Below are 13,806 nucleotides of genomic sequence, written 5' to 3'. Positions count from 1 at the left end.
GCCTGAGAGAGGCGATCGCTGTAGCCATAGTCAGACATGTAGAATACCGCTACCAGCGTCTCGGACTGGCTCTTCTCTTTGCTCCAGCGACGATACCGTCCGGTAAGTTCCTGGACGTTGTGGCGTAGCAAAGGACCATGTCCAGTCGCGATCGTCTTGACCTCAGGCAACGCATCCATCCGCTTCATGGCAGACAGAACGGAACGGGCGTTAGGGGCCATCAAACACTCGTAGTAGAACCGGAAGTCTGGGGAAATAGCTTCTAAGTCCTCATCGTAGATCTCACCACTGCAATAGTGCAGCCCAAAGGCATCACAGGTGAACAGGACCTGACTCTTATGGTCATAGGTGAAAATAGTGTCTGGCCAGTGGAGGTTCGGCGCGTTGACGAATTCCAGAACATGTTCGTTACCCAGATCCAGAGTGTCACCGTTCTTGACCTGCAAGCGCTCGAAGGGCTGATGCACCAAGTCATCTAAAAAAGCAAGGGCTACTTTTGCACCCACGACTACCGCTTGCGGAGCCAATTCCAGAACGTCTCGAACTAAGCCACTGTGGTCGGGTTCTGTGTGACTGATGATGAGGTAATCAATCTCAGTGGGGTCAATCTCTTCCTTCAGGCTCTGCAAGTATTGGTCGCGGAACTTGGCATGAGAGGTATCGACTAAAGCCGTCTTCTCGCCTCGAATAATGAAGGAGTTGTAGGTTGTGCCGTTTTGTAGACCAAACTCAATGTCGAAGCGATCGCGGTCCCAATCCAGAGACCGTATGGCTGTGGTGTCAGCTGCAATATCAGGCTCCACTTGCATTGTGAGACGCTTTTGAATTGGGGGTGCGGCTACGACCATTTAGCCCTCCTTGTGTCAACAGACTTTAGCAATAGCAATGTTTCTTAATACCTTCTATTGTGCCTCATTCTGCTAAAGAAAGCAGTTAGGATCTTTTATCAATCTTCCTAGGTTCACTAAAGAGAGTGATATGGACGTTCCCGCTTTTCCCATAGAGCCAACTGCTGATGGCAGTGATACGTTCTTCTCTACAACCTTTGGAGAGTGGTTTCATAGCCGCAGTGGAGCGTATGAAGAAGCCCGTACAACTTACGTTCAAGCGACTCGCTTAGTAGATCGTGCTCTACAGCAAAAACAGATTACTATCCTTGATGTCTGCTACGGCTTGGGGTACAACACGGCTGCTGCTTTGGAAAGCCTTTGGGCAGTTGAAGAAAACATAAAGATTCGTTTAGTCGGACTGGAACTAGATGAGTTGGTCCCGAAAGCAGCGATCGCTCAAGGTCTGCTCAGCAACTGGCCAATAGCTGTACAAACAGCGCTTGAGAAACTTGCTTACAGCCATCAAGTTCGTGGTGACTGGGAAGCTGATTTGTTAATTGGGGATGCACGCGATCGCGTTCAAGCCTTAGCTCACAGAAACTTTCAAGCCGATGTCATTTTCTTCGATCCGTTTTCTCCGCCCCGTTGTCCACAATTGTGGACTGTTGAATTTCTTACCCTTGTTGCTCAATGCCTACATCCCAAAGGCGTTTTGGCAACCTACTCCTGCGCGGCTGCCGTCCGTGCGGCATTTCGAGAGGTGGGTCTGCGAATGGGTTCCATTCCTACCGTAGGTCACCATTGGCCAGGGACGTTAGCGACCCGTGCCGACATTTCACTTCATCCCTTGTCACAGCAGGAACAAGAGCATTTGGAAACGCGGGCAGCTGTTCCCTATCGCGATCCGACTCTGCAAGATAGCGCAGAGGCCATTCAGGCTCGTCGTACTCAGGAACAAGCCACTTCGCCTTTAAAGCCAACTGGGGCATGGCGCAAACGTTGGCTTTAGCATTATTAGTGTCTTGATAAAAGCTAATCGGCTACAGGTTTATGACAATAAAAACCCAAAAAGACAAAGCATTTGACCTCATTCTAAAAGGGACGTTAATCCAATTTGTCCCCTTCATCTTGCAGGCTACCGTCTCGGTGTTTGTAAGATTTCAAACCCTTTTATCTTCCTACCCAGTCGCGAATGCTCTTTTTGCACCTGTAGTGTTTGTGTTACAGGGAATCGATACTTTTCTGGGGAGCATTATTTTTGTCCTGAGTTTGATCATAGGTTATGTCTTTTTCGTTCGAGGCTGTTTGAAGTATGCAAGCTGTAAGGGATATCCTGAAGCGCTAGGATGGCTGGGATTATTGAGCTGGTTTGGATTTTTTGTGCTACTGCTCATTCCTGATAAAGAACACAGCGCTGATTTAAAAATAGAGCATATTGGACACCCTTCATCGGCACCTTTCTATAAACTCAATGTTCCAGAAATAACTTTATTCTTCTTCTTTGCCATACCAGTTCCTCTGTTAATGGTTGCGATGGTAGTTACCCTATTCAACGGTCAGGATATTTCACAGATACAAGAGAACATCACCATAAATAACGTAGTTGGTGTGTTGTGGTTTCTTATCTTTCTGACTCTGTTAATTAGGATAGTCAAATCCGTTGGCTTGAATTTGACCAAGGTATGCGGTTTTTCTAACACAATTGGGGTCAAAGATATTGTGTTGGTCGCATTCTTGAAATACGCTTTTGCCTACAGCTTTCTACCTTTACTTCTGTTCGGTATCTCATTTGTATTTCCAGGCTATGTCGAAGAATTCATCAACCAAAAGTTCTTCACGAATGTTGTAGAGCTTATCCTATGGGCAATTAGCGCTATTGTCTTAGCACCTATTGTTGAGGAGCTATTATGCCGAGGCTTGTTTCTCCAAAAGTGGGCACTGAAGTGGGGACTCAAATGGGGGATTTTGACGTCTTCTCTACTATTCGCTGTTTATCATCTACGGTTTGATGTCCTCTCTTTGATAATTACAGGTGTATTCCTGTCACTTCTCTATATCAAAACGGCGAACTTATTGACGCCCATTCTTTGCCATGCTGTCTATAATCTTTTAGTTGTAGCAACAAACATGGTCAGCTTTTTTACCCAATCTCTTGCAGAGCGAGAGACTTTTACATCAGTCACCGATTATCAAGCGTCTATACAGCCTCATCTCAATCTATACATCTTTTTCAGTATGATTTTTTCGTTGCTTATGCTGTTCGCTTTAAACAGTCTTTTTCCGGATAAAAACGAGCAACTTCCCTATTTCAAGAATGAGTGATTCTCAGCTCTTGCACTAGAGCATTATTCGCTGTATTCGCCCCTTGAATTCCTCAAATTTGGGGGCAGGGGGGCAAAGCAATTGGCGTAAATTCAACTACAAGATCTAAGTGATTCTTACAATAGGGAAGTGGCGCCACATCACCCATCATCCTTACTCTTACAACTCAGAAACTAGCAGGCGTACAGCAATTTCGAGGTCGTTTAGAGATGCTAATCGAGCTGTAACCGTTTAGCTCAAGAGGGTTGAGACAGCCAGAGCCTGCATCAACAAGAGATTCTTCCCTCTGTCGTCAGCTACCAAAAATAACCATTTCACCAATTGGTTCTGCAAGTTCTTGTGTGGGCTCAACGGTGATAGCAATTTCTGGCGTTTCGCCCCACTGATCGACAGGAAGCTGAACAAATACCCTCCCCGATTCATCTGGCCTAAAGTCTCCGCAAGCAACCTTTTCACCCTCTACTAAGGCCCACATTCGGTAAACTTGACCTTCTGGCAAAACAGGAACATCTTGCAGTGTCAAAATGGCAGAATTCATCGTCACAACAATGATCAGGCTGCCCGTAGAGTTAATTCCCGGTTCCGTGCCCCTCAAAGGCATATAGCGGCTATTGGGCTGTCGCAGTAAGTCGATCGCCTCTTGATAGCGAGAGAGTTCTTGACGTGTCGTAACTAGCTCATTCTGGCGGAGTTGTTCGAGAGCTGTTTGAGTAGCAGCCAGCTGTTCTTGCAGGGCCTGATTCTCAAGCTGAGCAAGAGTCCAATTTTGACGCAGGCGATACACCTCATAACCTAATCCCATTAGGAGCGCTGCTGCGCTGCCCGCTGCTAGCCATTTCCAGGAAAATCTTTGAGGAGACGGGCGTCGTTGAAATGCCTGTGTTTCTCCTTGGACAGCTTGCATGATTCGCTGCTCTAGCTGTTGCGATGGCGTGGCGTGGGGCAGTGACAGTGGCAAAACAGATAACGTAGACTGTAAACGCTCTAGCTCGATCGCCACATCCGGCATGGTTTCAAGCAATTCCTCAACCTTGCTGCAATCTTCAGGCGTCAGATTGCCTAAGACATAATCGGCAAGCAATTCCTGAAGGGCACGAGGGGAGTCAGCAGGTTCCACAATTATTCCATCCAGTCCTTTAAAAGCTGCCGTAATTTGAGAAGTCCCAGGCGCGATCGCGTTTTAACCGTTCCTAGGGGGATATTCAAACGTCGGGTAATTTCGGATTGACTTAGGCCATCATAGTAGGCCATTTCTAGGACTTTTCGCTGATTGTCCGGGAGTGCTTTCATGGCGTCTGCTACATGCTTAGACAGTTCTTCAAGGGTGGCATTTTCGAAAGGTGCACTGTGGGGATTAGGCGATCGCATTATCTGCCACTGAAGCAAACGCCGATAGTGGGCCTGAGATCGTTTGAGACGATTAAGGGCCAGCGATCGAGCAATGGTTAGCAAAAAGACCAAAACTGTCCCACGAGATGGGTCATAGGAGGCTGTTTGCCAGAATGTCAGAAATACTTCCTGTGTCAGATCTTCTGCCTCATCCGGACTTCGCAATATTCTTAACGCCAGACGGTAAACGGCCCCTCCGTAACGCCGATATAAAATTGACAGTGCTGTCAGGCACCCTGAATGCATCACCTGCACAATTTCAGCATCTTTTAAATTGCTCAAATCCTCACTGGAAGATGCTTTTGACTCAAAAGCACTCATCCTAGGTTCCTGTGGAATGTGACGATTCATCGCTTGTTTGCCTATTCAGCAATCGGTGTAACAAAGCACAGTTTCGCCGGAGCTAGTTGGAAAGAAATGAGAGTGAAATGAGAATTAGCTGACCTTTTGTAGTGTGATGGGAGGAGATAGGGGATGACAATATGGGGACACGATATCTCGCATCCCCATCGGCAACTTTGGCTCTGTTGGCCAGGCTGCTGTCTAAGCAACTTCAGCGCTGTTTAACGTCAGCACAAAATCGTTGAGGTCGAAGTCTGACAGATCCTCGAATCCCCAGATATTGCCGTCGCGCTCAATGCGGCTCATGCCTGTAACTGCATCATCAATAGTTGCTAGGTTGTTGATGTCGCCATCAATTAGTAGGGCAGGAGCATAGAACGTTCCGCCTGTAATTAGGAGGTCTTGGTCAACGGTTTCAAAGTTTTGTACCGTCAACTCTAGACCGTCAATCAGGTTTTCACGAACAGCATCTTCATATCCAGTGTCCCCCGGTTTGAGACCTGCGATGGTGCCCTCTGCATCTGTCTCGTAAAACTGCAGGATATTGTCAAAGGCAGCTTCTCGCGACAGAGTCAGAGATATAGACACTTCACCATCAAATCCAGTTAAATCAATTAGCTCAGCAAGCGGCTCTAAAGGATCGGGTTCGGATTCAGCGACAGTGATACGGACGACTTCATAATCAGGCTGTGTGAAGTCAGCCGCCGCAAAACGAGGCTCACTCAGAATACGGCCATCTTCGATAAAGCCTTCTGCCGATTGAATGACGCCGTTTTCGGTCGTACCCGTGTCGGGTGCGGACTGACCGAAAAAGGCAGTGCTCTCAGGCAGTTCGTCGTTCACTTCAGTCCCTGCGTCTAGCACAGCGGTTCCTGATACAACGAAGTCTGCCCCTAGGAAGTTACCGTCTTCATCAAATATCTCATGGGCAAGTTCATTGCCATTAGCGATGAAAAAGTCGTTGCTAGGTAGAATCATTGACGCATAGTTGAAGTAGCGACTGGTGGGATCATCAGTATCTACCGTCACTTCAAACTCAATACTTTCGCCAGGACCAATGGGAGCATCTCCAATCGTGCCCTGGATAGTGCCGAAACCTGATAGGTCAAATTCACGGCTGATCTCAACGGTTGCACCGTCTTCGGCAACGCTCTCTAATCCTGCAGAGGCCGGACGTCCGCGATCATAAGTGTCAAAACCGCCATCATGGATGCCAAACCAGAAGGGCGTTAAGGAAGTGCCGTTTTCAGGCGCTAAATTTTCAACAGTGATTGTTAGCTGCGTTTGCATAGTGCTGCCTCTAATGTGATCAGTTTTGCAATCAGAAAACTAATCCCAATGGCAGGCACGCCCTGCGGCTCTAAAATAAGAGGGCGACTTATCTAGAACCGCTACCTGTTTAAGGATTCATTTCATATACAAAGCCAGAGGCAAATTGGATCTGTGATCGACTAACTTTCTTGTTGATTTATGAGTTCTAGCCTCTAGGCTAGGTACCTGGAGTGCTTCGCGCATCAACAGATGGCTCGCCGTCTTGTTTAACGGAACTGACGACGGCTATATTGCTCACTGGCAACAGATCCAAAGATTGCTTGAGGGTTGCCATTGCGTAATGCTGTTTTTCAACTCCAACAATTCCTATCAAAACTGACATCCCTTTGTGATGTCGGCAGTAAGGTGGAAGGTATAGCTTTAGCTATCTAGGCTTGTGCACTCAATAACATCTGGGTGCTTCACCAGATAGCCTGCATCTTGATCTAATGGAACTAGCGACGGCTATCAAACGGGATTAGGAGACATCCCATGAGACTTGTTATGGTGGGTGGACCTGGGGCGGGTAAGGGCACTCAGGCAAAACGATTACAGGCAGCACTAGGCATTCCCTGGATTTCCACCGGAGATGTTTTACACCAGGCGATTGAAGCTCAAACGCCTTTGGGTCGAGCAGTCCAGCCCGTCGTGGAAAAAGGAGAATTTGTGGATGATACGGTCATGATTGAGCTGATGCGCGATCGCCTGCAACAGCCCGATGCGACTCAGGGTTGGCTGCTGGACGGGTATCCTCGCACCGCATTTCAAGCTGAAGAATTAGATTTCCTGCTTGATGAATTGGGGCAAAAGGTGGACTGGGCTATCTGGCTAGATGTTCCTAAAGCCATTTTGATGGAGCGATCGCTGACTCGATCCCGTGATGACGACCATCCTGAAGCTATTCAGCGACGAATTGACCTGCTTTACGAACGGACCATCCCGATTTTGGACTACTACGGCTATCGGCAACGATTGCTGAAAGTGGATGGTCATCAGTCACCTGAGGCGATTGAGCAGACCATCTGTCAACGACTCGGCATCTAGAATGGGGTCATGCGAACGATTCATCCAATGCCTGAAGCCAGCGTAAGGAGATGCTGAAAATAAAAACACCTGGCTATGGTGCATTATGCTGCGCTAATGACACCCTACCAGCGGTCAATTCTTGCTTGGAGATGCCCTAAAATGGGCACCGTTCATTCTAACTACAGGCATTCTAGGCTGAGGCGTTGTTCCTTTACGGCTCATTCTTCTCCCAATCTCTTATTGGTAAATCCAACGGTACGGTTACCTCATCTCGCAGATGGGCAATGGCATCTGTAACGAATTCCCGTACGAATTGCTCACGGCGGTTGAGCTGAAACTGTTTCTGCACTACTTCACCAACGCCACCGTCACCCCAATCTTGGTTCTGAGAAAAGTAATCCATGAAGCTTTTACCGGCAATACGGGTCAGGTAGGCGGCGCTGATGCCTTGAACCCCGCGACTGGCGATCGCAGTCGGCAAAGTCGTCTGCATTCCCAACGTCAGCAAACTCATTGCGCCTTTCACAATGCCTAACCCCGTCAGCGTTCGAGCGAGGGTATAGGCCAACTCCTTTCCTTCTTCGATAGAAAGGTCGAACTGATAGACCCGACCCAACTCGACAACCATTTGGGCATTGATGGCAGCAGTCGCCAGCAAATCAACTCCCGGTAGCGGAGTTGCCGCTACAACTGCTGCATTGATCCACTGATAGCGCTCAACGATGACATCGGCGGCGGTGCGGCGCTGCGCTTGAATTAACGTTCGAGCTTCTTCACTGAGGCGCTGCGATCGCAGCAAGATTGAATCCGCTAACAGATCTGCTCCTTCATCTCGTAGGACTTCGGTAAGACGTTTCTCCAAAGGCCACAGGTCGGCTTCCATTTGTGCCAATTCTCCAGTTGCTAAACGCAGTGGCTGAGGATTTGCCACCACATCCACCACATCTTCTGGGGTCAGCACAGACTGAAAGCGCGATCGCACCTTTCTAAGAATGGTCTGAAAGTCTTCCTCTGTATACAAATCAGCCTTGTTGAGCACGATGATGAGACGCTTGCCCATGTCTAGCAGCGATCGCGCCAGCGCATACTCAGATTGTCGTAAGTCGTCATCGATAACGAACAGCAATAAATCCGCTTCGGCTGCCAGATGTCTGACCTGAGCTTCCCGTTCTTGACCTGCTTCGCTGGCTTCTAACAAGCCGGGCGTATCCGTCAACCATAAAATTGTGTCGATGTTGGGCAGCCGCAAGGGATACGTTGCCGCCACGGTGGTTGTTCCCATGGGTGCATCCACTGACCCAACCCAGTCTCCTAACAGTCCATTCACAATCGACGTTTTGCCAACCGACCCAACACCAAATAAAACAATTCGGATATCCCGCTGCTGCCAGTTGTTCGACAGGGTTCGCAACCGCTCTTCGAGAGCTGTTTGGGCCACTTCGTCTTGAATTTGAGCTACCTGCTGTTCGACGCCTGCGATCGCAACGGCGGCGGCATTCTTTTTATCTGAAGGAACACTTGGTGCTGTCTTACGGCGGGGACGAAGAAAGGGACGTAGATAGTAGACCCCTGCTATCGTGACCGCTACCGCCAGCAAAATCATGCTGACCAAGAAGATTTGTGAGAGGAGAGGTGACCAATAGGCGATCGCAGCTTGGATCCGTAGCACGAAATCGACCAGCCACAGGAGTGCGCCTACAACGAAAACAACAGCAATGCCAATGAAAACCAGGCGAACTTGTTTCATGGCATCTAAGCACTCCTCCGCATCTCAACCCTTCGTTACAATCTTATTTTTCATTATCAAAGATTTATTAAATCTGACTCTGATTTTGCCTAGAACCCGAAAGAAAATAGCTACTTACCCTGTTCTTAATCTTGCCACTAAATTGTATATGAAGATACCTGAGAGAACAGATTTGAGTTATGTTTTCACTTCCAAACAGCTTAGTTAATGACGCTACATTTTGAATAGGATTTGGTATTTTTGAGCACGTTTATAGTTCCTGGTTTGACCCATCAGTCAACTTTTTAATAGAGACGGGGATCAAATCAAAAAAGATTTCTAAGAAATCCTGAGATCATCATTAAGGAAATCTCAGATAGTGACAGTAAAGTCCCCTTTATTATAGATGCGGAAATCCTGAATCCTCTTACAAGAGGCATTCTGGCCGTTTTTAGGGATCACGGAAAAGTCTTTTAAGCGAGAAACAGGTTTTGCCTCAAGAGGTATAAATCATTGAATTTTGGGCATTCAGGGAAGAGAAAGAATTGATGGTAGTCGCCTTTACAGCCAAGTTAATCTGAGAGTGTTAGTTTAATATTTAGTTGTTTATTATGGTTCGCCCTTGACGTCTTATGACCCAGATTCTTGATAGTCTACCTTCCGATCAGTCTGAACCCACGCTGTGCTGCTATACAAATGCTACGAGCAAGATGCAGATAGTCCGAGTTACCAATATTTGTGATTGGTATTTCGAACGGGTTGTGTTTCCAGGGCAACGCTTAATGTTCGAGGCTGTCCCTGAAGCTCAGCTAGAAATCCACACCGGCATGATGGCGAGTGCTATCTTGTCTGATACGATCCCTTGCGAACGGTTAATGGTTGATCCCAGAGACCAGGCTCCCTGGGAAAAACAAATTTCTTCCGATTTAGAAGGCAAAGAATCTGTTGCAGTTTCAGCCGTTGCTTAGACCATAGATATCCTCAAAAGAACAGCTTTTTGAGATAACCTCTACAGGACAATACTTTTAATAGTCAACTTTTTACGGACAACTTAGTCTCTTCGCTTGAAGTCGATGGTGAATATCCATCGACTTTTTTTTGGCTCTAGATCATAGGGCCAGTTTTTTTGTCTTGACCATTATGCCTTTTGGCTTTTGAAGCTATAGCGGTCTGCCTAGCCTAAATTTGTAGATTGGGTTGCCGTCAGAAAACCCAACGTATCCCTGGCTATTGTTGAGTTATTTCCTTCGGAAAGGCTCCGCCAACACTTTGTTCTACGCTAACCACCTACACCTACACTCACTTCGAATGTTGACAAAGCATAGACTTCGAGAGCTTTCAAATTTAGGGTCTCCACAATTTGGACCTGAGGGGTAAACACTCAAGGTAATTATGTAGTTTCGATGTAGCTAGAGTCAGACTTTAGAGGTCTGAAACGGGGACACTTTCGTCTGAAAAGCTTAATCCGTAAACAATACGTGCACTTTTACATTTACTTTAGATTTTAGCTGTTTTCTTCAAGGCTCTGTGAAATGACCTAAAGAGCCTATAGATCCACAGCCATCAAAACTTATAGTTTTTTTAGATAGGGTGTGATACTACGCACGGCGAACTACCTGAGCATACTTCCTGCGACTAGGTATTACTGGCAGCTTCATATTTCTTCTAGAGGCTAGCGTTCCCCAATATGGGCAGCAAAACCACCTGTTCAAGGAAATGTGTTGAATTGTCCCTCCTTCATAGAGCGTTTATCCATGAACCTGTGTCTACATACCAGTCATTTTCGCTTTGTCTATGTTTTTGAATCAGGACACAAGCTCATAGGCACAGTTAAAGGTGATTCTTATGGAAATACCCTGGATGTTATTTTCAATCTACGGTCCCTCAAAGCCATTTGCCTTAACAACCAGGGCAACTTGATTATGGGTTTTGATCAAGTTTTTGGACAATTCACGCTACATGACTCAGAGGCTGTTCTAGCCGGCTCCCAAGCAGGCGGGGAATCTTTCTTCAGTTTTAATTATCGCGATGCTGAGGCATCTATTTACGATGCTCGTAGAAATGTTTGGGTCGCTACCGGCTGGGATCCCAACAATTGGCATGTCAAGAAACTGGTCAAGCCCAAGAATCAGAGTTTAGTCATCACTGATCGTAAGCCGGAATGGGCTAGCAGAGCGATCGCGTAAAGTCACCTCACAAAGATAACCCTCACAGAGTTAATTGCTGACCTCTGAGTTAGGTCGTTACAGAAGATGTAACCATGCAACGGACGCCCCAAAGCCATCGTCATACTAGCAACCAGAACAGTCACAGTATATGGAGACAGTGTCAGTGTTGCGAGATGCGCGAGACTATCAAATTTTATTTCTGTCGTTATTTTTGGTGCTGGGGTTAGCGACCCGAGATTGGACACTCAAGCCAGAAGTGGTTGGGGTGGCGATCGCCACAAGCCTGACAACACAAGCCCTCTTCTCAGCTTTTCATCATCGCTCCAAAGTTACTGCAGAAGACAGCGGCGAACTCTTGTTACCCACAGCTATTCAGGCTCCACAAACCACATTGCCCGCTCGTTTTCTAGAAGCGTTAGCAAACTTTAAGCTGAATTGGCGGAGTCCGCTGATCTCAGCTTTGGGGCTTAGCCTGTTGCTGCGAGTCGATCATCTGCCCACGATGGCACTGGCGGCATTTGTGGCGATCGCCAGCAAATTTTGTCTCAAGGTTAATGACAAACATTTTTTCAATCCTGCCAACATTGGCATCATTGCAGCGCTGACGCTAACCCATGATGCTTGGGTCTCCCCCGGACAGTGGGGCGAAGAGCTTTGGTATGCGCTCATCTTCCTAGGGGCAGGCGGTATGGTGCTCAAGCGAGTGGGCCGCTGGGACACAACGGCGGCTTTTCTCGGCAGCTATGCACTGTTGGAGGCAGGCCGCAATTGGTATCTAGGATGGACCTGGGATGTTTGGCTACATCGACTGTCTAGCGGTTCTCTACTGCTGTTTGCCTTGTTTATGGTGACGGATCCGCGATCAATTCCGAATGCTCGTCCGGCTCGTCTCATTTGGGCAATCAGCATCGCCGCATTAACCTTCATTCTGCGGAACTATTTCTATTTATCAACGGCTGTATTTTGGGCGCTCTTTGTGATGTCTCCCCTGACAGTTGTTTTAGATGCCGTATGGGAATCAAAGCGATTTACCTGGAAAGGACTACCCTCTCAAAGTCCTACAGCATCTTAGACGCCACCAATTCGAGGGGATGAAGGCTGATATGGAGAGTCGGTTTTGATGTTCGAGTGCGTCTGACGCTATTGCATAGCTTCATAGACACAGAGTTGACATCAGGCCATACGAGCTACTCCCGTTGATCACCAACGGTAATTGCCTTTCGCCATCCTCCTTTCACTCCAATTCCTTAGCAGTAGCTGATAGCAAACTACTCTTGACTAAAATCCATGAAATTATCTCGTTCTATTTTGACTGGAATTGTTGTTGCGATCGCAGCGTTTCTGGTCATTACACCCGCCGCGCTAGCCTTTTGCGGTTTCTATGTGGCTAAAGCAGACACAAGCTTATATAACGAAGCCTCGCAGGTCATTATTGCGCGACGAGGCGATCGCACTGTTCTCACAATGGCCAACGACTATCAGGGAGAGGTGGCTGACTTTGCCATGGTCGTACCTGTTCCTACTGTGTTGCAGGAAGGTCAGGTCAACGTGGGCGACCCGGCCATTGTGGAGCGACTCGATGACTTCAGTGCTCCGCGCTTAGTGGAATACTTCGACCCTGATCCTTGCGACCCGATAGTTCTCTACGAAGATAGGGCACTGCCGCAGGCAGCTGCCGCTCCCGCTGCTCGCGGCGCTAGCGCAGAGGCGCTAGGCGTCACGGTGGAGGCCGAGTTTGCTGTTGGTGAGTACGACATCGTTATTCTCAGTGCTGAGGAGTCAGACGGTTTAGAGACTTGGCTGATTCAGAACGATTATCAGATTCCGCAGGGAGCCAGTGATCTATTGCAGCCTTACATCCGTCAGGGCCTTAAATTTTTCGTTGCTAGGGTGAACCTGGAGGAGTTCGAGCAATCTGAGTTTCAGCAATTGCGTCCCCTTCAGATTGCTTACGAATCACCGCGCTTCATGCTGCCAATTCGTCTGGGCATGATGAATGCTCAGAGCGCCCAGGATTTGGTAGTTTATCTGTTGTCTCCGGATGGACAAGTGGAATTGACGAACTACCGCACCGTTAAAATTCCTTCGGATGCTCGAATTCCGACCTTTGTAGAAGACGAATTTGGTGACTTTTACAAAGCCATGTTCGATCGCAGCTACGAGCAACAAGATCGCGAAGTCGCGTTTCTGGAATATGCCTGGGATATGCGCGGCTGCGATCCCTGCTCGGCTGACCCGCTAACGCCCGAGGAATTGCGACAGGCGGGTGTCTTTTGGGTGCGGCCCAATACCTCTCCTTGGGATACCAACGTGTTCATCACGCGACTCCATGTTCGATATACCCGCAGCAAGTTTCCTGAAGACCTGGCATTTCAGCAAACGAACAATCAAGAGTTTTTCCAGGGACGATATATTTTGCAGCATCCCTACACGGGCGAAGCGACGTGTCCTGCTGCCGAGGAGTATCAGCGATCGCTGCCCTCTCGCTTTGAGGAGGAAGCCCAAACGCTAGCACGGCTGACAGGATGGGATATTGACAACATCCGGAGCAAGCTACCAGACCTCAGCGAAGGGGGTTCGAACCCTTGGTGGGAAGAGCTGTGGCGGCGATCTGATCGTTTGCTAGAGAGTATGTTGTCGTAGGGCGCATCGTTGCCCAGAATGCGCCCCCAAGTTTAGTGGTGCGATCGCC

The 13,806-nt window shown here is 48.0% G+C and carries 12 protein-coding genes; 7 read left to right on the top strand and 5 right to left on the bottom strand.

What is annotated here, in order from left to right:
* Positions 1–848: FprA family A-type flavoprotein (locus tag PN498_RS10805; protein WP_272062758.1), on the bottom strand; the 848-nt coding region annotated here is incomplete at its 3' end.
* A 130-nt stretch (positions 849–978) separates the two neighbouring features.
* Between PN498_RS10805 and PN498_RS10800 the strand changes: the two genes are divergently transcribed.
* Together PN498_RS10800 and PN498_RS10795 are read left to right on the top strand one after the other, a co-directional pair.
* Positions 979–1,839: a tRNA (5-methylaminomethyl-2-thiouridine)(34)-methyltransferase MnmD gene (locus PN498_RS10800; protein ID WP_272062757.1), complete on the top strand. Its 861-nt coding sequence runs from the start codon at positions 979–981 to the stop codon at positions 1,837–1,839.
* A gap of 41 nt (positions 1,840–1,880) precedes the next feature.
* On the top strand, positions 1,881–3,152 hold the full coding sequence (locus PN498_RS10795) for a CPBP family intramembrane glutamic endopeptidase (RefSeq protein ID WP_272062756.1): 1,272 nt from the start codon (positions 1,881–1,883) through the stop codon (positions 3,150–3,152).
* Positions 3,153–3,444: 292 nt separating this feature from the next.
* Here PN498_RS10795 and PN498_RS10790 read toward each other — a convergent pair whose 3' ends face one another.
* The 3 genes from PN498_RS10790 to PN498_RS10780 form a co-directional block, all read right to left on the bottom strand.
* A complete protein-coding gene (locus PN498_RS10790) occupies positions 3,445–4,269 on the bottom strand; it encodes an anti-sigma factor domain-containing protein (protein ID WP_272062755.1) in 825 nt (274 codons plus the stop codon).
* Positions 4,270–4,271: 2 nt separating this feature from the next.
* Positions 4,272–4,862: a sigma-70 family RNA polymerase sigma factor gene (locus tag PN498_RS10785; RefSeq protein WP_272062754.1), complete on the bottom strand. Its 591-nt coding sequence runs from the start codon at positions 4,860–4,862 to the stop codon at positions 4,272–4,274.
* A gap of 222 nt (positions 4,863–5,084) precedes the next feature.
* Complete coding sequence (locus tag PN498_RS10780) at positions 5,085–6,173, bottom strand: spondin domain-containing protein (protein WP_272062753.1); 1,089 nt, start codon at positions 6,171–6,173, stop codon at positions 5,085–5,087.
* Between the two features lie 513 nt (positions 6,174–6,686).
* On the opposite strand from PN498_RS10780, the gene PN498_RS10775 reads away from it, so the two are divergent.
* Complete coding sequence (locus tag PN498_RS10775; RefSeq protein WP_272062752.1) at positions 6,687–7,238, top strand: adenylate kinase; 552 nt, start codon at positions 6,687–6,689, stop codon at positions 7,236–7,238.
* Positions 7,239–7,431: 193 nt separating this feature from the next.
* Here the strand turns inward: PN498_RS10775 and PN498_RS10770 are convergent, their stop codons facing one another.
* Positions 7,432–8,967, bottom strand: a complete 1,536-nt coding sequence (locus tag PN498_RS10770; protein ID WP_272062751.1) for a YcjF family protein — start codon at positions 8,965–8,967, stop codon at positions 7,432–7,434.
* 611 nt (positions 8,968–9,578) lie between these two features.
* Between PN498_RS10770 and PN498_RS10765 the strand changes: the two genes are divergently transcribed.
* The 4 genes from PN498_RS10765 to PN498_RS10750 all read left to right on the top strand — a co-directional run bounded on the left by PN498_RS10765 (position 9,579) and on the right by PN498_RS10750 (position 13,757).
* Positions 9,579–9,914: a DUF1830 domain-containing protein gene (locus tag PN498_RS10765; protein WP_272062750.1), complete on the top strand. Its 336-nt coding sequence runs from the start codon at positions 9,579–9,581 to the stop codon at positions 9,912–9,914.
* Between the two features lie 786 nt (positions 9,915–10,700).
* On the top strand, positions 10,701–11,132 hold the full coding sequence (locus tag PN498_RS10760; RefSeq protein WP_272062749.1) for a hypothetical protein: 432 nt from the start codon (positions 10,701–10,703) through the stop codon (positions 11,130–11,132).
* A gap of 130 nt (positions 11,133–11,262) precedes the next feature.
* The gene (locus tag PN498_RS10755; RefSeq protein ID WP_272062748.1) at positions 11,263–12,186 is read left to right on the top strand and encodes an RnfABCDGE type electron transport complex subunit D; all 924 of its coding nucleotides are present in this window, start codon (positions 11,263–11,265) and stop codon (positions 12,184–12,186) included.
* Positions 12,187–12,401: 215 nt separating this feature from the next.
* Positions 12,402–13,757, top strand: coding sequence for a DUF2330 domain-containing protein (locus PN498_RS10750; RefSeq protein WP_272062747.1), 1,356 nt, complete (start codon positions 12,402–12,404; stop codon positions 13,755–13,757).
* The last annotated feature ends 49 nt before the right edge of the window (positions 13,758–13,806 follow it).

The sequence above is a fragment of the Oscillatoria sp. CS-180 genome (assembly GCF_028330965.1).
In the GTDB taxonomy this organism is placed as follows: domain Bacteria; phylum Cyanobacteriota; class Cyanobacteriia; order Phormidesmidales; family Phormidesmidaceae; genus Halomicronema.
This window is presented reverse-complemented; position numbering and strand designations above follow the sequence as displayed.